The sequence below is a fragment of the Solidesulfovibrio carbinoliphilus subsp. oakridgensis genome, assembly GCF_000177215.2.
In the GTDB taxonomy this organism is placed as follows: Bacteria; Desulfobacterota; Desulfovibrionia; order Desulfovibrionales; family Desulfovibrionaceae; genus Solidesulfovibrio; species Solidesulfovibrio carbinoliphilus.
Genome location: NZ_CM001368.1, coordinates 3,701,248 through 3,721,395, shown reverse-complemented (window position 1 = coordinate 3,721,395; position 20,148 = coordinate 3,701,248). Strand labels below are relative to the sequence as shown.

The window sequence follows — 20,148 nt, the reverse complement described above, 5'->3', positions numbered from 1 at the left end:
CTGGGGCCTGGGGAAAAGGCAGAGTGTTCGGGCGGCCATGGGATCAGGTGAAGCGCAGGTCCGCGATTTCCACGAACTGCCCGCACAGGTGGTCCAGGAGCTTCTCGAAATCCGCCGGCCGCATCTTGAGGATCTTGAGGGCCTCGGGCTGGAGATAGGGGACGCCGACGTCGCCGGAAAAGCCGTATTCGAAGACCCGGACCAGAAAGTCGCCGAGGTGGACCACGGCGGCCATCTCGGGATAGAGCCGGGCCAGCTGGGGCTTGTGGTGGTAGGACAGGCCTTCCTTGATGTTGGCCGGCAGCTTCCAGTGGTCGGCCAGCCAGGCGTTGATCCGGTCGTGGCCGAAGCCGAGCACCTCGCGCTCGGCCTCGAGGTAGGTCAGATCCCGCTCGGCCACCACCCGTTCGATCTCGACCTTGAGGTCCGGCAGCTGGACCGTGGCCACCACCTTGCCGAGATCGTGCAGGAGCCCGGCCACGGAATATTCCTCGGCGTCCTTGAAGCCGAGCATCCTCGCCGCCCCGCCGCAGGCCATGGCGCACCCCAGGCTGTGCTCCCACAGGCCCACCATGTTCTCGGTCATGACCTCGAAGACCGAGGTGGAGACGATGATCGAGCGCAGGACGTTGAAGCCGAGCAGGACCAGGGCGTGCTGGATGGAGCTTATGCGGCCGGGAAAGCCGTAGACCGGCGAATTGACCATCTTGAGGACCTTGGCCGACAGGACCTGGTCCATGCTGATGAGCCGGGCCACTTCCTCGGTGGAGGAATCGGACCGCTCGACCAGCTTCGTGACCTGTTCGAGGACCTTGGGCAGGGTCGGCAGGTCGCGCACGGCCAGAATGCGGTTCTTGCGCTCGGTGCGCAGGTCCTCGGCCATCTTCAAGCGTCCTTTCCGGCAGCGGCGGAGCCGGCCACGTCCTGGGGCTTGGCCGCCTCGGCCGTCGCCGCCGCGCGGGCGGCCTGGGCCGCCTCGGCCATGGCCGCGCTGGAGGCCGCCTTCATGCGGAAATAATGGTCCAGGAGCCGGCGGATCTGGCCCATCCACTTGTCGTCCGGGAACCGGCGGAAAAGGTACTCCAGCCGCTCCAGGCGCTTGTCAAAGGACGAGGACCCGGCCGGCCCGTCCAGGGCCACCGGTTCGCCCTCGACCACCAGATGGCTGACCCCCATGGCCTCGAACCGGGCCAGGAGGTTTTCGGAAAGTTCGGAGCCGGCCGCGGCCACGGCAATGCCGTCGGACCGGGCCACGGGCTTGGCCAGGACCATGCCGGGCCGGGCCAGGTTGAGCGGAATCTTCTGCATGGGTCGGGTTATCCTTCGACGTCCCTGGTGTAGTACATGCCGGGCCATTTCCGCACAAGACCCTTCATTTCCAAGAGGACCAGGGCCTGGCTGACCGGGCCGGACGGGGCCCCGAGGGCCGTGGCCAGGGCGTCGATGTGCCGCTTGCTCCCGTCGCCGAGGAGCCCGGCAATGGCCGCTTCCAGGTCGGACAGGCCGTCCGGGAGCGGGGCCGGGGCCGGACGCCTCCCCGGAGCGGGCGGCGCGGCCGGCCGGACTTTGGGCCCGGCCGGCCGGGCCCTCTCCCCCGTCCGGGCCACGGGGACGGCCCGGACCACGGCCTTGGCCGGCCGGACCGGCGGCGCGGGCCGGGGCGCGTCCACGCAGGCGCCCAGTTCCCGGGCCAGGGCGGCCACGATGTCGTCGGCCGTCTGCACGAGCCTCGCTCCCTGGGAGAGAAGGGCGTGGCAGCCGGCGTAGGTGGGAAGGTTGACGGGCCCCGGCAGGGCGAAGACCTCGCGGCCCTGCTCCAGGGCCAGCCGGGCGGTGATCAGGCTGCCGGACCGGGACGCGGCCTCGACCACCATAACGCCAAGGGACAGGCCGGCGATGACGCGGTTTCGGATGGGAAAATTCTGGGCCTGGGGCGGGGTGCCCGGGGCAAACTCGCTGACAATGGCCCCGTCCTCGGCCAGGGCCCGCCAGACGTCCATGTTGGCGTCCGGGTAGACCAGATCGAGCCCTGTGCCGCACACGGCCACCGACCGGCCCGGACCGGTCAGGCCGCCCAGATGGGCCTGCCGGTCGATGCCGAAGGCCAGGCCGGAAACCACGGTGATGCCCGAGGCGGCCAGGCCCGAGGCGATGTCGAAGGCGGCGGCGAACCCGTAGCGGGAGCACTGCCTGGCCCCGACCATGGCCACCGAGGGGCCGCCGAGAAGCCTGGCGTCCCCGACCACGTAGAGGACGGCCGGCGGGTCCGGCAGCTCCCGCAGGCGGGCGGGATAGGCGGCGTGGAAATAGGGGATGGGCAGGAGCCCCTTGGCGGCGGCGGCCTCCATCTCCCGCCGGGCGGCCGGGATGGACAGGCCCCGGGCCAGGGTCCCGGCCACGGCATCGTCGCAAAGCCCCTGGGCGCCGAAGGCCCGGACATCGGCCAGGGCTTCGGCGGCCGAGGGATAGCGGTCGAAAATCCGTTTCCAGGTGCGGGGCCCGAGGCCGGGGGTGTTTCGCAGGCGCAGGCAGGCTTCCAGTTCGGCCAGAAAACCGTCGTCCGCCGTCCAGGCGTCGCGGGCGGCGGGGGCCCCGAGGGACGCCGGAGGCGACGGGGCGTCCGGGCTCATTTGGGCAGGGCTTGCAGTTTCTGGCGGACGATGCCGGCCAGTTCCGCGCTGGGATAGTCTTTCAGATAACGCTCCAGGCTGGCCCGGGCCGCGGCCGCGTCGCCGGCCTTTTCCTGGGCCATGGCCATCTTGTAGAGGGCGTCGGCCGCCTTGTGGTGGCCGGGCCAGCCCTTGGCCACCTTGTCGAAATCGCTGATGGCGGTCTGGTAGTCGCCGCCGGCAAAGGCGCCCTCGCCCACCCAGTAGAGGGCGTTCGGCGTCAAGGGACTCCGGGGATGGGCGGCCAGGAACTGGTCAAAGGCGGCCTTGGCCCCGGCGGTGTTGCCGTTTATCGCCATCTGGAGGGCCCGGTTGTACTCGGCCTTCTCCGCGGGCGAGGCGTTTTCGGCGCTGCCGGCCACGGGCGGGGCCGGCTTGGCGGCCGGCTCTCCGGCGGCCGGCGCGGCCCCCGACGCGGACGGTGTCGCGGACGGTGTCGCGGGCGGTGTCGCGCCTGGCGCCCCGGGGGCGGGAGTGGGCGCCGGCGCCGGGGCGGGAGCGGCCGGCGTGGCCGGGGCGGCCGGCCCGGCCTTGGGCGGTGTGCCGGCACCCGTTGCGGCCGGCGGGGCCGGCTTTGGCCCGGCCTCGGTCCGGTCGGCGGCGATGGCCGCCTCGGGCGTGGCCGGGGGGGCCGGTTCGGCCGGTCCCACCCGGCCAAGGCCGTGCCGGCCCCGGGCTTCGGGCCCGGGAGCCGAGGCGGCGGCGGGCCCGGGCCGCTCGCCCGGGAGCGGCCCGGAGTCGGCGGCGGAAAGCTGGGGCGGCGGGCCGGCCGGGGCCTCCCCGGCTTCGCCGCCGGGAGTTCCGGACAGCGGCGGTTTGACGCCCCCCGCCCCGCCGGCGGCGGCCGGGTTGGCGAACCCGACGCCAAGCGCGCTGCCCTGGGCCGCGGCCTGGGCCGGGGTTTTGACGCCCTGGGCTTTGAGCGCCGCCAACAGCTCGCCGAGGCGTTTTTGCACCTCGGCCAGTCTGGCGTCGTTCTGGGTCTGGCGACGATCTATGGCTTTGAGATCCTCCTGGGCTTTTTCCAGGGAGGATTCCACGGCCTTCAGGCGAAAGTCGGCGCTCTTGCCGCCGACGGACAACGTATTGCCCGGCCCGCATGCGGCAAGCAGGCAGGTAAGGACAAGGGCCGTCCCCGTGGTCAGGGCCTTTCTGGCTCTCATGCGCATGATGCAGGGATGGAGGTTGTAAACCCTTTCAAGTTCCACCAGGAGTTACGTGACGGGAAGGTGAAGCGCAAGCCGATTCTTCCGCACCCGGCCCAGGGGCCGCCTTTGTTGCATCCCACGCGGATTTAGGGCAAAAGCCGTTTGCAAAGCGGGCCGCGCGCACGCGCCGCATCCGCCATCGCGCCAAAGAAGGCCCCAAGGAGAACACTCCCCATGCCCGAGGCTATCCGCGTCGCCGTATTCTGGGCGGCCATGGTCCTTATTGCCGCGCACCTGGGATTGGCCCTGGCCGCCGCCGCAATCCCGTGCATCACGTCGCTGGTGGGCCTGCGGCAGGCCAAGCGCCTGAAGATCTTCATCGACAAGTTCGGCCAGCAGGCCTCGACCTTCGCCCTGCTCGGCGGCCTGTGGGTCTTCGTGGTGCTGTGCGCCGCCCTGGTCGCACTCCACTTCCTCCTGCCGGCCACGGCTCCCTCTTTCCTCGGCCTGCCCCTGCCGCTGGCCGCCTGGGCCGGGCCGCTCCTGGCCGGCGGAGCCGCCTTCCTGGCCTACCGGGGCCTGTGGCAGCGGCTCAAGGCCAAAAAGGCCCGGCATGCCGTGGTCGGCCTGTCGGCCAGCCTTCTCCTGTGGCTGGCCTTCTACGCCGCCCTGGCCGCCGCCCGGCCGCTCCAGGTCGGCCTGCCGCCGGACACCGGCCCGGCCTTCCTGCTGCCGCCGGCGGATTCGCTTTTCTGGCGGCTTCTGGCCGAGGGCCTTCTCCTCTCCCTGGGGCTGGCCGGCGTTTTCACCGGCGCCTGGCTGGTCTGGCGCCGGGACAAGGACGATTTCGGCCGGGATTATTATAATTTCACCATGCGCCTTGCGGCCAGGATCGGCTTTGCGGCCCTGCTCGCCTCGGTGGCGGCCATGGCCTGGCTGGGCCTCGGGCTCCTGCCGGTCGTGGGCGAGCTGTCCTCCCGGCTGACGGTGGCCGTCGGCCTCTACGGCACGGGCATGCTCCTGGCCCTGGTCTGCCTCGGCGTGGTCATGCCCAAGGAGAACGCCCTGCGCCACAAGGTACTGCTGGCCGCCGCCTTCCTGGCCACGCTGGTGGCCCTGACCGGCCTTTGCGCCGGCCTGGCCGCGATCTTCGCCCCGGGTTTCCTGCCCCCGCCCCTGGCCTAGCAGGGCGTCCGAGGGTAAGATATTTAAATAATTATTTCTTAGCGAACGCCACACCAGGGCCGCGTCCATGAAAAAAGTAACTCCTTTTTAAAGGTCGCGATACTGGACGCAACGAGGCCGCTGCGGTCCCGGCCGCTCGGGCCGCGACGCGCCTGCGCAAAAAAAGACCGGGGACGGCCATGACGCCGTCCCCGGTCTTTTTCGCTTGCCCGGCCGCACGTCCGCGACGGCGCGCCGCTCCTGCTACGTCGATACCCCGGCCGACGCGCGACCGGGCTCCCCGGCCTTGGCCCGGCGGCCGCCAAACCGGCCCTTGAGCCAGTTTTGCAGGCCATCCAGGTAGATGTAGTAGACCGGGGTGAAAAAGAGCGTCAAAAGCTGGGACACCACCAACCCGCCGACCACGCACAGGCCAAGCGGCCGCCGGGCCGCGGCCCCGGCCCCAAGGCCCAGCGCGATGGGCAGCGTGCCCATGAGCGCGGCCATGGTGGTCATCATGATCGGCCGAAAACGCGTGAGCGCCCCCTCGTAGATGGCCTGACGGGCCGGGATGCCCTGGCCGCGCTGGGCCTCCAGGGCGAAGTCGATCATCATGATGGCGTTTTTCTTGACGATGCCTATCAGCATGATGATGCCGACAAAGCCGTAGATGTTGAGATCCATGCCGAAAAGCATGAGCGTGGCCAGCGCCCCCACGCCGGCCGAAGGCAGGCCGGACAGGATGGTCAGGGGATGGATGAAGCTCTCGTAGAGGATGCCGAGCACGATGTAGATGACGAGCACGGCCATGGCCAGAAGGAGCGACAGGCCGGTAAGCGAGCTCTGGAAGGCTTGCGCCTCGCCCTGGAAGCTCGTGAAGACCGAGGCCGGCAGTTCGTTTCTGGCCAGCTTTTCGATGGCCGCGACCACATTGCCAAGGGATGCCCCCGGGCGCAGGTTGAACGAGAGGGTGACCGAGGGCGACTGGCCCGAGTGGTTGATGGACAAGGGCCCGACGGCCACGGCCCGCTTGACCAGGGTGTCAAGCGGCACGAGCTGGCCCCCGGCCGAGCGGACGTAGAGCATGGACAGGGCGTCGGGGTTGGCCTGGTAGGCCGGGGCCAGCTCCATGATGACCTGGTAGGTGTCGTCCGGGGCGTAGATGGTCGAGATCTGGCGGTTGCCGTAGGACGTGGCCAGGGCGTCCTCGATCTGGAAGGCCGAGATGCCGAGGGCCGAGGCCTTGTCCCGGTCGATGTCGATGCGAAGCTCGGGATTTTTGATCTGCAGATCCGAGGACACGTCCTGGATGTCCGGAATGTCGTGCATCTTCTGTTCGAAGACGGCCGCAGACCGGAAGAGCTCCTCGGTGTTGGGGGCTTGCAAGGTGTACTGGTACTGGCCCTTGGTGGCCCGGCCGCCGATGCGGATCGGCGGCGGGTTTTGCAGGTAGGAGCGCAGGCCCGGCACCTGGGCGAACTCGGCCCGCAGCCGCTGCATGACCTGGTCGGCCGTGGCCTTGCGCTCGTCCAGGGGTTTGAGGGACAGCATGAGCCGGCCGTTGTTGTTGGTGTTGTTGGGGCCGCCGGAGCCGACCACGGACATGTATTCGGCCACGTCCGGGTCCTTGGAGACCAGCGCGTTCAGGCGCTGCTGCCGCTCGGACATCACATCGAAGGACACGCCCTCCTCGGCCTCGGTGGTGACCATGAGCTGGCCCGTGTCCTCGCTCGGCAAAAAGCCCTTGGGGATGGCCCCGAAGAGCCAGACCGTGACGCCAAGGAGGAAGAGGGAAAAGAGCATGGTGACCACGTGGTGCTTGAGAACCAGCTGCAAGGTCGCGTCGTAGAGGTCGCGCAGGCCGTCGAAGGCCCGTTCGATGGCGTTGTAGACCCCGCCGTGGCGCACGGGGACGTGGGGCCTCAGCACCAGGTTGCACAGCATCGGGGTGAGCGAAATGGAGACAACGCCCGAGATGAGGATGGAGACCATGATGGTCACCGCGAACTCGTGGAAAAGCCGCCCCACCACGCCGCCCATGAAAAAGACCGGCAAGAAGACGGCCGCCAGCGAGATGGTCATGGAGACGATGGTGAAGCTGATCTCCCGGGAACCGTCCATGGCCGCCTGCAGGGTGCTTTTCCCCATCTCCAGGTGGCGCACGATGTTTTCGAGCATGACGATGGCGTCGTCCACCACGAACCCGACCGAAAGCGTCAGCGCCATGAGCGAGATGTTGTCCAGGCTGAAGCCCAGCACGTACATGGCCGCGAACGTGCCGACCACGGACATGGGCAAGGCCAGGCTCGGAATGACCGTGGCCGGGATGTTGCGCAGAAAGAGGAAAATGACCATGACCACCAGGCACACGGTCAGGACCAGGGTGAACTTCACGTCGGCCACGGATTCGCGGATGGAGACCGATCGGTCGTAGAGGACCTGGAGCGACACCGAGGCCGGGAGCTGGGCCTGGAAGGTGGGCAGCAGCGACTTGACCGCGTCGACCACGGCCACGGTGTTGGTGCCGGGCTGGCGCTGGATGGCCAGGACCAGGCCCGGGGTGCCGGAAAACCAGTTGAAGCGGCGGGTCTCCTCCACGCTGTCGGTCACCTTGGCGATCTCGGACAGGCGCACGGGCGAGCCGTTGCGCCAAGCCACGATCAAGGGCCGGTAGCCGTCGGCCGAGAGCAGCTTGCCGCTCGAACGGACGGTGTATTCCTTGGACGGGCCGGACACCGTGCCGACCGGCAGGTTGACGTTGCCGTTTTTCACGGCCGTGGAGGCCTCGTCCACGCCGATGCCCTTGGCGGCCATGGCCTCGGGATCGAGCTGGATGCGCACCGCGTACTTTTTCGAGCCGTAGACCGTGACCTGGGCCACGCCGGCCACCATGGAGATCCGCTGGGCCATCATGTTCTCGGCGTATTCGTCGACGTCCGACAGGCGCATGACGTCGGAGGAGATGGCCAGGTAGAGGATCGGCGAATCGGCCGGGTTGACCTTGCGGAAATACGGCGGCGACGGCAGGTCGTCGGGCAGGTCCTTGCCGGCCGTGGTCAGGGCCGACTGGACGTCCAGGGCCGCGGCGTCGATGTTGCGGTCCAGGGCGAATTGCAACGTGACGCGGGTCGAGCCGATGGTGTTGACCGAGGTCATGGAGTCGAGGCCGGCGATGGTCGAGAACTGCTTTTCGAGCGGGTTGGCCACCGACGCGGCCATGGTCTCGGGGCTGGCCCCGGGCAGGGAGACCCGGACCTCGATGGTCGGAAAATCGACGTTCGGCAGGTCCGAGACCGGCAGCTTCACGTAGGCCATGATGCCGAAGATGAGGATGGCGGCCATGACGAGGGTGGTCATGACCGGCCGTTGGATGAATATGGCGGCCGGGTTCATTGCCCCGCCTCCGTGCCGTTTTTCGGCCCGGCGTCGGCCGTGGCGGCCGCGGTCTTGATCTCGGCCTTGGTCCCGGGGGCAAGCCGTACCTGGCCGTCGACCACCACCATGTCGCCGGGGACGAGCCCCTTTTCGACCACGGTCTGGGCCTCCACGATGGGCCCGGTGGCGATCTGGCGGACCTCGGCCAGGCCGCCCTTGCCGATCAGGAACACATAGGGGCCCTTCAAGCCGTCCATGACGGCCCGGGTGGGGATGACCACCGCGTCGGTCAGCGTCGCAAGGGTCAGGTCCACCCGCACGAACTGGCCGGGCCAGAGACGGTGGTCGGTGTTTTCGTAGATGGCTTTGAGCCGGATGGCCCCGGTCTTGGCGTCCACGGTGTTGTCCACCGAGGCGAGCTTGGCCGTCAGCGGCTGCCGGCCCTGTTCCCCGTCCGGGGCGGAGGTGACCGTCAAGCCTCCTTCCTTCTGGCGGGCCATGATGGCCGGCAGGTAGCGCTCGGGCACGGAGAAGGAAATGAATATGGGACTTATCTGGTTGATGACGCACATGGTGCGGTCGTCGTTGGCCTTGAGCACATTGCCGGCGGTCAGCTGGACCGTGCCGATGCGGCCGGAGATGGGGGCCCGGATGTCGGCGTACTCCAGGTCGAGGCGGGCCCGTTCCAGGGTGGCCTGGTCGAGGCGGATGGTGCCTTCGAGGGTCTTGGCCTGGGAATAGGTCTGGTCGTACTGCTCCTGGGCCACCACGTCCTTGGATTTGAGGGTGACGTACCGTTTGAGGTCTTCCTCGGCCTTGACGAGGAGGGCCTTGTCGCGGTCGAGCTTGGCCTGGGCCTCGCGGACGGCCAGCTCGAAGGGCCTGGGATCGATGCGGAAAAGGAGATCGCCCTTGGCCACGTCGGCCCCGTCGCGGACCAGCTGGGCGGTGATGGCCCCGCCGACCTGCGGCTTGACCGCCACCGTGGCCATGGGCTCCACGTTGCCGACGGCCTTGACCATGAGCGGCAGGGTGGCGGCCTTGGCCGGGACGGCCTCGACCGGCACGGGCCTCACTTCGCGGGCGGCGCTTTTCTCGCCGTTGCCGCCGCAGGAACACAAAAAAAGGACGGAAAACGCCAAGACCACGGCGCGCGAAAAAAACTTGCGGCTCACGAGGCGTCTCCAGGAATGGGTTCCAGCATTGGGGGAGTGAATTCCCAGGCGCCCGGACCGCCAAGGGCGGCCAGGGAAAAACGCGTGACGTGCAGGGCCACGGCCTCGACGCCCCCCTGGCCCGGATCGCAGTCCGGGTAGAGGCGGGTGAGCACCGGCCGGTCCAGGGAAAAGTGGCGGCACTGGCCGACGATGCTCTGGGCGCACCGGGCCACGATCAGGGGCTCGGCGGCCGGGCCGAGCAGTTCGGCCACGATGCCGCGCAGCACGGCGTTGGCCGGGGCCAGGCACCGCTCGACCACGGCGGCCAGGCTTGGCGAAGGCTCGGCCATCTCCCGGGCCATGAGGCGAAAGAGCCAGGCATGCCGGCCCTTGTCGGCCAGACGCAGGAGCAGGGCCCGGACGTAGGCGTAGAGCCGGACCTCTGCCGGGGCCCCGTCGGCGAGTCCCATGTCCGGGGGATACTTGCGGTTGGCCGCGGCGTGGGCGTGTTCGAGGACGGCCAGGTAGAGGCGGTCCTTGCTGCCGAAATGGTAGTGGATGGCGGCCAGATTGGCCTGGGCCAGCTTGGTTATCTCACGGACGGTGGCGGCCTGAAATCCCTTGCAGGAGAAAATTTCGCCCGCGGCCTCGATCAGCCGCATCCGGGTCTCGTCCTCGCGACCGTTGGTGGTCATCCGTCCGCCTTAAAAAAACCTTTGTTCGCCCTGGATTTAAGGCGGAAGCCGGGACCGGTCAATACTTTCGCGGCAAGACGTGGGGAGGTTACGGCTTTGACATGGGCCGCCCCACGGTTTTTCCGGGAGGCGGGCCGGGCGGGGCCCCCGGGGCGGGACGCCGGCCGTTGACCTCAGGGGGAAAAGGGCCTAGCCCTTGAAACCATTGGACCAAATCCGAAGGAGGACCAGTCTATGGCCGAAGGCACCATCAACGTCGTGGCCAAGTTCGTGGCCAAACCCGGCAACGAGGCGGCGCTCAAGACCGCCCTTACCGCCCTTGTCGCCCCGACCCAAAAAGACCCCGGCTACATCGCCTACGACCTGTACGAATCCACCGCCCGTCCCGGGGAATTCGTCCTGGTCGAGGCCTGGGCCAGCCGGCAGCTCCTGGCCGAACACCTGGACACCCCGCACTTAAACGGCTTCAAGGCCAAGGCTCCGGAGCTTTTGGCCGAACCCATGTCCGTGAAACTTTTCTCGGAACTGCCCGGTTTCTAACCCAAGCTCCGGCCCAGGCAGCGGCGGCCCGGCCCGGCGGCAGACGGGGGCCGGGCCGCCCCCCTTTTTCAGATGCCGCAGGGCAGGCGCACGAAAAACGTCGTGCCCGCGTCCGCGTCGCTCGAGAACCCGACCTCCCCGCCCAGATAGTTTTCCGCGAAAAGCTTCATGCCGTAGGTGCCAAGCCCCCGGCCGGCCCCCTTGGTGGAAAAGGCCCGGCGAAAGATCTGGGGCCTGGCCTCCTCGGGCACCACGCCGGGGTTGCGGACCCAGAAGCGGACAAAGCCGTCTTCCAGGTGGCAGCCGGCGGTGACTTCGCCGCCGGGCGGCGTGGCCTCCAGGGCGTTTTTCTGCATATTGACCAGGATGCGGGTGACCAGCTTGCGGTCGGAGGCGAAAAAGGCGTCCGCGCTGTCCGGGACCACGGCCAGGGTCTTGCCCCGGGCGGCCGGGTCGCGGCGCATGAGCGCCGTGATGTCGGTCAGAAGCGACAGCGTGCCCATCTTGTTGGTGGCGACTTCGTAGTCGCCGCGTTCGGCCAGGCTGAAGTCGCGCTGGGACAGGATGATGTCCGTGATCCGCTCGGCGGCGAAGAGGAGGAGATCGAGTTCCGCGTTCCTGGCCCCCTCCTCCTCCTCGCGCATCAGTTCGCAGATGCCCTGCATGCCGGACACCATGTTGAGGATGTCGTGGTAGAAGATGCGCTCCATGAGGGCCAGGCGTTTTTCGGGCCGGGCATCGGTCAGGATGGTGGCGTGAAAAATCTCGCCATCATGGGGCAGGCCCCAGATCCAGATGTTGAAATCCAGTGTCTCCAACCGCTTGCCCGCCTGCCGGGCCAGGGAGCACTCGCCGCCCACAACCGCCCGCCCGCGGAGGGATTCCCCCATCGACCGGGCCAGGCCGCACGAATGGCACAGTTCGCTCGTGCCGCAGCCCCCGATCTCCAGGTCCGCGCCGAGGCAGGCCAGGGCCTCGCCCAGGCGCTGGCCGACGAGCGTCTCGGTCGGGCAGTCCCGGCCGGCCAGATCCCGGAATTTGACATTGGAATAGACGATCTGACGGGTGCCGTTGAAAACGGCCACGCCCATGGGCAGGCGGTCGAGCACCCCGGCGGCGGGACTTTCCGCGAAAAGCCGGGCCTGCCGAAGCACCGTTTCCCTGGGAGACCGCTCGGCCGAAAACAACGGAACAAGCCGCGCGTTCATGCGTACTACCTCCAGGCATATCGGATGCCCGCAAGGCATACCCCAGCCGGATACGGACCGTAAAGGCCCGCCTAAACGGCCGTGGCCGTGTCCAGGAAGCCGGCCGTGGCCGCTTCCGGAAAGCCGGCCGTGGCCGCCCCCGGAAAGTCGGCCGTGGCCGCCCCCGGAAAGCCGGGCACGGCCGGCGCGCAAAGCCTGGCCCCGGACACCTCCGGCAATCCGGCCAGCTCGGCCAGCAGCCGGGCGATCCGGCCGTCGTCGGCCACGGCCACCACCAAGCGTCCCGTCCCCCGGCCGAGGGGCACACAGGAAAGCCCGAGGAGCGGATAGGCCCGCCTGGCCAGGCAGGCCGCCACATGGCGCACCGCGGCCATGGGATCGCGGGTGGCCACTTCCAGCACGGCGCGGCCGGACTCGATGCATGTCGCTTCATTTGGCGTGGGCATGGCGTTCCTCCAGAATCATTTCATGGTTGGCGGCGCCGGGCGGCACCATGGGATAGACGTGGGCGTCGGGATCGACCGGCAGGCGCACCAGGGCCGGTCCCGGCGCGGCCAGGGCGGCGGCGAGGGCCCCCCGGGCGTCGCGGCAGGCCCCGAGGTCCACGCAGGCCAGGCCGAAGGCGGCGGCGAGCCCCGGGAAGTCCGGGCGGGCGGCAAAGGTCGAGGCCGTGTACCGGCCGCCGACGAAAAAGGCCTGCTGCTGGCGGACGAGGCCGAGCACCCCGTTGTCCATGAGCAGGATCTTGACCGGCAGGCCGCACTCCACGGCCGTGGCCAGCTCCTGGACGTTCATGAGGAGCCCGCCGTCGCCGGTGACGCAGGCGACCGGCGTGCCGGGGTCGGCCAGGGCCGCGCCGATGGCCGCCGGCAGGCCGAACCCCATGGTGCCAAGCCCGCCCGACGTCAGAAACCGCCCCGGCCGCCGGCACGGCCAGACCTGGGCGGCCCGCATCTGGTTCTGGCCCACGTCCGTGGCCACGATGGCGTCCGGCCCGAGGAGCTCGGCCGCAACGGCCAGGAAGCCGTAGGGGCTTTTGGGATCGGCCGTCTCCGGCAGGACGAAGGGATGCTCCCGCTCCAGGGCCGCCCGCCGCACGCTCCAGGCCGGGCGCGGCCGGGCCGGGACCAGGGGCGAAAGCGCCTCAAGCACCCGTCCGGCGTCCCCGGCCAGGGCCACGTGGGCGGACCGGTTCTTGTGGTGTTCGGCCGGGTCGATGTCGATATGGACCACGGCCGCGTCCGGGCAGAACCGCTTGGCGTCGCCCGTGGCCCGGTCGTCGAACCGGGCGCCCACGGCCACCAGCAGATCGCAGTCCAAAAGGAGATGGTTGGCCGCCGGCCGGCCGTGCATGCCGATCATGCCGGCGTTACGCGGATGGTCCGGCGGCAGGAGGCCAAGGGCCATCAGCGTAGTCACCACCGGCGCGTCCAGGGCCTCGGCCAGGGCGGCGACCGCCGGCCCGGCCCCGCACCGGGCCGCGCCGCCACCGCAGTAGAGGACCGGCCGCTCGGCCCGGGCCAGAAGGGCGGCCGCCCGGGCCAGTTCGGCCGGATGGGGCGCGGATTGGACCTCCGGCCGGGCCGGCTCCGGCCAGCCGTCAAAAGCCGTCTCCTCGGTCTGCACGTCGCGCGGCACGTCGATGACCACCGGCCCCGGCCGGCCCGAAGCCGCGATGGCAAAGGCCTCGGCCATGACGCGCGGCAGGTCGGAGGCCCGGCGCACCAGCACGTTGTGCTTGGCGATGGGGATGGTGAGGCCGTAGACGTCCACCTCCTGGAAGGCGTCCGTGCCGATCAGCCCGCGCGGCACCTGGCCGGTGATGCAGACCAGGGGCACGGAATCGGCCTTGGCGTCGGCGATGGCGGTCAAAAGATTCATGGCCCCGGGGCCGGAGGTGGCCAGGCAGACTTGCGGCCGGCCCGACACCCGGGCCATGCCCTGGCTGATGAACCCGGCCCCCTGCTCGTGGCGGGCCAGGACGATCCGCACCGGGGTCTCGGCGATGGCGTCGAACAAGGGCAGGTTGGCCCCGCCCGGAATGCCGGTCACGGTGGCGATGCCGTGCCGGAGAAGACTGGCGGCAATGATGCGCGCTCCGGTCATCCGAATCGTTGTGCTCATCTGGGCCTCCGGAGAAGCCCCGGGCGTGCGGCGGGAACGCAAAAAGCCCCCGCCGGCGCGCCGGCGGGGGCTTGAACAGACTACAAAAAGATTCCCCGCTAAGGCGCCGCTATGGCGACGCCTACTACGACCACGCACGGCAGCAAGGAAAGGGCTAGCTGGCGATCGGTCGTGGCAGTCATGGCAGGGGTTCCTCCAAATCGATACTTGCCCTCTACCCCGCCGCCCGGCGGGCCGTCAAGAGGGTGGGAAGGAAAAGATGCCTCCGGCGGCCGGGGGGATCATCCCCCCCGGACCCCCTGGAAGGGGGGCTGGAGGTGGGGAAGCGGGAGTGCGGGTGGTCGCGGTCGGAAGTTTGATGGTATGTTGCGCAAGGGTTCCACCAGCTTCGCCGTGCCTTCCGCGCGTCCCAATCCCCCGTTGGGGAGGGTCCGGGAGGGGATCATCCCCTCCCGGCCGCCGGAGGCATCTTCCCCCTCTTCCTCTCAGATATTCGGCCGCGCGCGGACGGTGCGGATGGCTTCGCGGAGCATGAGGCGCACGGTTTCGTCGGTGACGGGTTCGTCGATGACGAGGCTGACGGCCTGGACGTAGCGGGCCGGCAGCATGTTGAGCGTCAGGGCGTAGATGTCCTCGATGTCGGTGCGCGTGAACCGGAAATCCGGGAACTCGGCCAGGACCTCGGGAATCAGGTTGATGACCCGGCTCTCGTTTCTGTTGCGGATCGAGTGAAAATCCAGGCCGAGTGCGGCGTAGTCCATGCGCCCTCCGGGATCATTTATGGTCTTGTGCCGGATATGTTAGCCGGGCGTGCGGATATTGCAAACCATTTTGCCGGGCACATGGGACTGGTGCCAGCGCCAGGCCGTTTCCACGATGGCATCGAGGTCCATGTACCGGGGTTTCCAGCCGAGTTCGCGGATAATCGCCCCGGAATCGGCGTATAGGCCCGGGGAATCGCCGGCCCGGCGGGGGCCTTCGACCACGGGCACGGGCTGGCCCGAGACCTTTTCCACGGCCCGGATGACTTCGCGCACGGAATTGCCCGTGCCGGTGCCGAGGTTGTAGGTGGCGCTCGGCCCGCCGTCCAGGAGCTTCTGGACGGCCAGGATGTGGGCCTCGGCCAGGTCGGTGACGTGGATGTAGTCGCGCACGGCCGTGCCGTCCGGGGTGGGATAGTCGGTGCCGAAGATCTCCACCTGGGGCCGGCGGCCGAGTCCGGCGGCGATGACCAGGGGGATGAGATGGGTCTCGGGGTCGTGGTCCTCGCCGATGAGGCCTTCGGGATCGGCTCCGGCGGCGTTGAAGTAGCGAAGGGCCGTGTAGCCGATGCCGTAGGCGGCCTCGAAGTCCTTGAGCATCTGCTCGATCATGAGCTTGGTCGTGCCGTAGGGGCTCATGGGCCGGGTCGGGTGGTCCTCGGTCAGGGGGACGCGCTCGGGCGCGCCGTAGGTGGCGCAGGTGCTCGAAAAGACGATGTGCTTGCAGCCGCTTTTGCGCATGGCCGAGAGAAGCGAGAGGGAGCCGGCCACGTTGTTGCGGTAGTACTTCTCCGGATCGGTGACGGACTCGCCGACGTAGGCGAAGGCCGCGAAGTGGAGCACGGCCGCGGGCTTGTATTCCGCGAAGACCTCGTCGAGGGAGCCCCGGCTCAGGATGTCGCCGCGCACGAGCGGACCCCATTTGACGGCCCAGTCGTGGCCGTAGACCATGTTGTCGTAGGTGACGGGGGTGAACCCGGCCGCCTTCAGGGCCTTACAGGTATGGGAGCCGATGTAGCCCGCGCCGCCGGTCACGAGGATGTTCGTTGCCATGTGTCGTCTTCCTTGGGGTTACGTGTCAGAGAGGACCATGGCCATGGGCAGGGCCTTTGCCCCATCGCGGCCGGTCCGGCCCTGCGGCCCCTGGCCGAGGGTCATGGTCATTTCCCGGTAGAACGTGGTCACGGAAATACCGATGCGAAGGGGCATGCCGGCGGTGAGCCGGTCCACGCCGAAAAGTTTCGCCGGCAAGGCCATCTCCACCGCGATGTGCGGCAGGGGCTTGTCCAGGACCTGGAGAACGCCCTTTTCCTCCAGACGGACAAGGCTGCCGTCGGCGGCGACTTCGTAGAGTTCGGGCGCCAGTTCGAACCGGCCCGGATACTTGGCATGGGGGCGCGGCACGAGGCAGGCGGCGAAGTGGCGGACCCCGGCCCCGGCGTCCACGTCCAGGTTGATGCGGTAGGTTTCCGAGACCGGGAAGGGGCCGTCGTGGTCGAGGAGATAGAGATCGGCGTAGTTCTGGGCCAGATTGAAGAGATTGAGGCTGTCCGGACTCCAGGAAACGTGGACGTCGCCAAAGGGCACGTGGGGGGCCGGGACCGTAAACCAGGGCAGGCGGGTCGCGGCCTTGTCCGGCCAGTCGGCCAGGGAGTCGTCGGTCGCGTTGACCGGACCGCGCGCCGGGCGGACGGGGACGACGGCCGGCAGCGGCGGCGCGGCCTTGGCGCTTGCGACGTGGATGGCCGGCACGGCGGCGTTGGCCCGCGTCAGGGCGGCGACAAGGCCTTCGTAGGGCTCGTTTCGGATGTCCACCAGCCCCATGTTGAAGTTCTCGCCGTCCCCGCGGCCGCCGGAGGGTTCGTCGTAGTACTGGAACCAGTGGGTGCCGACGACGTTGGGGAAGGCGGCGAAGTTGCGCACGGCCGCCGCCGCGCCGGCCGCCCGCTCGGCCTGGGTCTTGACGTGCATCAGGTGGCCGTTATTGATGTTGCCCGACCGGTTCTCGTCGGCGGCGAAGAAGAATTCCGAGATGAGGACCGGGGCGTCGGTCAGTTTGGCCAGGCCCTCGAAATAGTACGGGGCCACCCAGCCGTCCGGGGTGTCCACGTTGTAGTTGGTGGAAAGGACGTCCAAATGGCCGCGCGAGGCCAGGACCGCGTCCTGGTTGTAGTAGAGCGGCAGCCGGTCGCCCATGACGAGGCGGTCCGGGTCCACGGCCTTGAGGGCCTTGTGGACCAGTTCGTAGTAGCGGCCGGCGCAGGCGGCGGTGAATTTCTGGATGAGGTGGATGCCCTGGCCGCCGGGACGGAGTTTGAGGACCGCCCTGCCCTTTTTCAGGTCCTCGAAGGAATGGACGTCCGGGCCGGGCACGAAGTCGGCCAGGAGCCGGTCCCACCGGCCCCGGTAGTGGTCGAAGATCATGCGCCACAGGAATTGCTTGGAATAGACGGCCCATTCGTTGCCGAGGTACCAGCGGAAAAGCGGCGCGTTCCACCAGCCGACCTCGTTGTCCGTGAAATAGCCGATCACGGCCGGGTTGTTCCGGTGGGGTTCGGTCAGCTCCCGGGCCTTGGCCACGGTCTTTGCCAGGGCGTCCGGGGCAAAGGGATCGAACCAGTGGAGCCGGCTGTTGCGGCCAAGGTCGATCTCCGGGACCAGCGGCAGGGACATGCGGGTGGTCGGATCGGACCAGCCGCCCCGGGTGTTGAAGCCCCAGGACCGCAGCCGCGCCTCGGTATCGGCGGCCCAGGCGTCGCGGTCGGCGTAGCAGGCGGAAAACGAATAGGCGTCGGCCTGGACGGGCTCGGTGCCGCAGTTGACGGTGTCCGCGCCGATGGAGAAAAAGCGCGGCCCGCCGGGCAGGGTCAGCCAGGAGACGCCGCCGTCCCGGGCCACGCCGAAGCCGCCGGCCAGGGCGCAGGCGGCAAAGGCGAAGCACAAAAACAACAATAAAAACAGGAGGATAGTTCGTTTCATAGCCTGGATGCTGGCGGTTGGCGGCCCTAGCCCAGCGCGTCGGAAAGCAGCTTCGAAAGGACGGCGTCGCTGTCGAAATAGCGGGCGGCAAAGGCCTTGGCCGCCTGGGAATGGCGGTCCCAGTCCGCGCGCACGGCCTCGATGCCGGCCAGGGCCCCGGCCTCGTCGCTGAAGGCGAGCACACCCTCCCCCACGTCCATGAACCGGGAGTAGCCGGTGTCCTGGACCACGGCCGGCCGGCCCGAGGCCAGGTAGCAGGCCGTGCGGCAGGAGAACCAGCCGCTTTGGGTGGCCACGTAGGCGTTTTTGGCGGTGGAGAATTCGGCCAGGCTGTCCCAGATGTAGTCCCGGTAGACCCAGGGCGTCTGGGACATGGAAAAGCCGTCCCGGAGCTTCCAGCCCTTTTCCTCCAGCAGTTCCCGGGGCGGCTGGCCGCCGCCGAGGGCCAGTTCCAGGGTGGCCGCGGTCTTTTGCGGCAGGTCGAGCATCTTCTCGAATTCGAGGTTCTTGCCGCCGTACTGGACCCCGTCGACGAGCGGCCCCTTCTGGGCCGGCTGCCAGGACAGGACCGTGGTGAAGGCGTCGCGGCCGGGCCGGGCCGGAGCTCCGGCCCAGCTGTCGAGGACGATGGGCTGGCGGGTGGGAATCCAGTCCACGATGCCCTTGGGCACGGTGCAGAAGTCCTGGCCCACGTTCTCGCCAAAGGAGAAGAAGACGTCGTGGCGGCGCATGTTCTCGATATTTTTCTTTTCGTCGTCGGTGGCCGTGCCGGCCAGATAGTCGGGAAAACTCGACTGGGTGTAGAGCGGGTCCGAGTCGATCAGCACCTTGACCGGAATTTTGGCGTAGCTCTCGCGGAGCTGGCAGGTCGTCGAAATATTGAAAAAGACGTCGGCCCTTTTGACCACGGCGTCGAGCTCCTCGGCCGCCATGCCCCAGTGGCGCTCGTCCGGCCCGATGACGCAAAAGCGCTTTTCCAGGCCCGGAGCCAGTTCCTTCAGAAAATCGCCCAGATACTTCGTATGGTAGGTCAGATCGTCCACAAAGGTGACGTTGAAGGGATCGTAGGCCCAGCCGCCCGTGTCTTCCAGGTAGTAGACGTCATGGCCGAGCCGGTGGAAGCCGTGGAGGTACTGGATGTAGTCCCAGGCCACGCCGCCGAGCGGATAGGTGGCGGCCAGCCCCGAAACGATGATGGTGCGCTTTTTCATGCTTTGACTCCTCCCCGGCATTCGCTCTTCTTCAGATGCTCCGCCCACCCGGCACGACCCCATTGGGGAGGGTCCGGGAGGGGATCATCCCCTCCCGGCCGCCGGAGGCATCTTCACTTCTTCGCCTTTTCTTCCTGCAGCGGGAAAAACAACTTCTCCCGCTCCCGTATCCCGGGCGCGCCGATGAAGCGGTAGTATTCCTCGAAATCGATCATGGTGTCCGGCCCGGCGAAACCGGCGCTGGTGCCTGTGGCTTTAAGGCAGCCGGCCCAGCCGCGCAAGGCCCGGACGGCGGTGAAGACCGAGGCGCAGGGGTAGGCGACCACGGCATAGCCGAGTTCCTGGAGCTCGGCGGCCGGCAGAAAGGGCGATTGGCCGCCCTCGATCATGTTGGCCATGGTGGGGACGGGAACCTCGGCGTTGACCCGGCGCATATCGCGGGCGCAGGTGACGGCCTCGACAAAGACCATGTCCGCCCCGGCTTCGGCGTAGAGCCTGGCCCGACGGATGGCCTCGTCGATGCCGTAGACGGCGGCCGCGTCGGTGCGGGCCATGATGGTGAAATCGGGGTCTTCCCTGGCCCAGAGGGCGGCTTTGAGCTTCGGCAGGTAGTCCTCGACCGGCACGACCGATTTGCCGGCCATGTGGCCGCAGCGTTTGGGAAAGGTCTGGTCTTCGAGGAACAGGGCCGCCGCGCCGAGACGCTCCACCTGTCGCACGGTGCGGATGACGTTATTCACGTCGCCAAAGCCGGTGTCGATGTCGACCATGACCGGCAGGTCGACCCGGTCGACGATGTGGCCGTAGTGGGTGAGCATTTCGGTGGCCGTCATAAGGCCGATGTCCGGCAGGCCGAGCGTGCTGCCCGACGACCCGTAGCCGGCCACGGCCAGGGCGGAAAACCCGGCCTCGGCAATGACCAGGGCGGACAGGGCGTCGTGGGCCACGGGCAGCAGGAGGATTTCCGGGGCGTTGACGAGTTGGCGAAAGCGCGTCGTCTTACGTAGAGGGCGCATGAAAGCTCCTTGGCGGGATGGAAAAAACGCGGGGGGCGGCGTCGCCGATGCGCCCGGTCTAATGTCGCGTTCTCGAAATTCGTACATACGAATTTCGAGAA

Annotated in this window: 17 protein-coding genes; 2 read left to right on the top strand and 15 right to left on the bottom strand. The window is 68.5% G+C overall.

The window, feature by feature from the left end; all coding sequences use genetic code 11:
• Nucleotides 1–43: 43 nt before the first annotated feature.
• The 4 genes from DFW101_RS16315 to ybgF are packed head-to-tail and all read right to left on the bottom strand — an operon-like array spanning nt 44 to nt 3,877.
• Nucleotides 44–883 carry an HDOD domain-containing protein gene (locus DFW101_RS16315; RefSeq protein ID WP_009182619.1) on the bottom strand — a complete coding sequence of 280 codons (840 nt, stop codon included), beginning with the start codon at nt 881–883 and terminating at the stop codon, nt 44–46.
• 2 nt (nt 884–885) lie between these two features.
• On the bottom strand, nt 886–1,308 hold the full coding sequence (locus DFW101_RS16310) for a hypothetical protein (RefSeq protein WP_009182618.1): 423 nt from the start codon (nt 1,306–1,308) through the stop codon (nt 886–888).
• Between the two features lie 8 nt (nt 1,309–1,316).
• Complete coding sequence (gene dprA / locus DFW101_RS16305; protein WP_009182617.1) at nt 1,317–2,630, bottom strand: DNA-processing protein DprA; 1,314 nt, start codon at nt 2,628–2,630, stop codon at nt 1,317–1,319.
• Nucleotides 2,627–3,877 (bottom strand): tol-pal system protein YbgF, encoded by a 1,251-nt coding sequence (gene ybgF, locus DFW101_RS16300; protein WP_232286096.1) that lies wholly within the window; start codon nt 3,875–3,877, stop codon nt 2,627–2,629. Before ybgF ends, dprA begins: the two co-directional genes overlap by 4 nt.
• 174 nt (nt 3,878–4,051) lie before the next feature.
• Here ybgF and DFW101_RS16295 point away from each other — a divergent pair, with 174 nt between their 5' ends.
• On the top strand, nt 4,052–5,002 hold the full coding sequence (locus tag DFW101_RS16295) for a hypothetical protein (RefSeq protein ID WP_009182615.1): 951 nt from the start codon (nt 4,052–4,054) through the stop codon (nt 5,000–5,002).
• 243 nt (nt 5,003–5,245) lie between these two features.
• Here the strand turns inward: DFW101_RS16295 and DFW101_RS16290 are convergent, their stop codons facing one another.
• The 3 genes from DFW101_RS16290 to DFW101_RS16280 are packed head-to-tail and all read right to left on the bottom strand — an operon-like array spanning nt 5,246 to nt 10,208.
• Complete coding sequence (locus tag DFW101_RS16290; protein ID WP_009182614.1) at nt 5,246–8,374, bottom strand: efflux RND transporter permease subunit; 3,129 nt, start codon at nt 8,372–8,374, stop codon at nt 5,246–5,248.
• On the bottom strand, nt 8,371–9,531 hold the full coding sequence (locus DFW101_RS16285) for an efflux RND transporter periplasmic adaptor subunit (protein WP_009182613.1): 1,161 nt from the start codon (nt 9,529–9,531) through the stop codon (nt 8,371–8,373). The genes DFW101_RS16290 and DFW101_RS16285 overlap by 4 nt, the downstream gene beginning before the upstream one ends.
• Nucleotides 9,528–10,208 carry a CerR family C-terminal domain-containing protein gene (locus DFW101_RS16280; RefSeq protein ID WP_009182612.1) on the bottom strand — a complete coding sequence of 227 codons (681 nt, stop codon included), beginning with the start codon at nt 10,206–10,208 and terminating at the stop codon, nt 9,528–9,530. Before DFW101_RS16280 ends, DFW101_RS16285 begins: the two co-directional genes overlap by 4 nt.
• 234 nt (nt 10,209–10,442) lie before the next feature.
• Here DFW101_RS16280 and DFW101_RS16275 point away from each other — a divergent pair, with 234 nt between their 5' ends.
• On the top strand, nt 10,443–10,748 hold the full coding sequence (locus tag DFW101_RS16275) for a putative quinol monooxygenase (protein ID WP_009182611.1): 306 nt from the start codon (nt 10,443–10,445) through the stop codon (nt 10,746–10,748).
• Nucleotides 10,749–10,816: 68 nt separating this feature from the next.
• Here the strand turns inward: DFW101_RS16275 and DFW101_RS16270 are convergent, their stop codons facing one another.
• The 8 genes from DFW101_RS16270 to DFW101_RS16235 all read right to left on the bottom strand — a co-directional run bounded on the left by DFW101_RS16270 (nt 10,817) and on the right by DFW101_RS16235 (nt 20,047).
• Nucleotides 10,817–11,956 (bottom strand): sensor histidine kinase, encoded by a 1,140-nt coding sequence (locus tag DFW101_RS16270; RefSeq protein WP_009182610.1) that lies wholly within the window; start codon nt 11,954–11,956, stop codon nt 10,817–10,819.
• 71 nt (nt 11,957–12,027) lie between these two features.
• Complete coding sequence (locus tag DFW101_RS16265) at nt 12,028–12,402, bottom strand: ACT domain-containing protein (RefSeq protein WP_009182609.1); 375 nt, start codon at nt 12,400–12,402, stop codon at nt 12,028–12,030.
• Complete coding sequence (gene ilvB / locus DFW101_RS16260; protein WP_009182608.1) at nt 12,386–14,080, bottom strand: biosynthetic-type acetolactate synthase large subunit; 1,695 nt, start codon at nt 14,078–14,080, stop codon at nt 12,386–12,388. The genes DFW101_RS16265 and ilvB overlap by 17 nt, the downstream gene beginning before the upstream one ends.
• 485 nt (nt 14,081–14,565) lie before the next feature.
• The gene (locus DFW101_RS16255) at nt 14,566–14,841 is read right to left on the bottom strand and encodes a late competence development ComFB family protein (RefSeq protein ID WP_009182607.1); all 276 of its coding nucleotides are present in this window, start codon (nt 14,839–14,841) and stop codon (nt 14,566–14,568) included.
• Between the two features lie 39 nt (nt 14,842–14,880).
• Entirely contained in the window at nt 14,881–15,894 is a 1,014-nt protein-coding gene (gene galE, locus DFW101_RS16250; protein WP_009182606.1) for a UDP-glucose 4-epimerase GalE, read from the bottom strand.
• Between the two features lie 18 nt (nt 15,895–15,912).
• Entirely contained in the window at nt 15,913–17,820 is a 1,908-nt protein-coding gene (locus DFW101_RS16245; RefSeq protein ID WP_009182605.1) for a hypothetical protein, read from the bottom strand.
• 26 nt (nt 17,821–17,846) lie between these two features.
• The gene (locus tag DFW101_RS16240; RefSeq protein WP_009182604.1) at nt 17,847–19,031 is read right to left on the bottom strand and encodes a hypothetical protein; all 1,185 of its coding nucleotides are present in this window, start codon (nt 19,029–19,031) and stop codon (nt 17,847–17,849) included.
• Between the two features lie 113 nt (nt 19,032–19,144).
• The gene (locus DFW101_RS16235; protein WP_009182603.1) at nt 19,145–20,047 is read right to left on the bottom strand and encodes an isocitrate lyase/PEP mutase family protein; all 903 of its coding nucleotides are present in this window, start codon (nt 20,045–20,047) and stop codon (nt 19,145–19,147) included.
• Between the last annotated feature and the right edge of the window lie 101 nt (nt 20,048–20,148).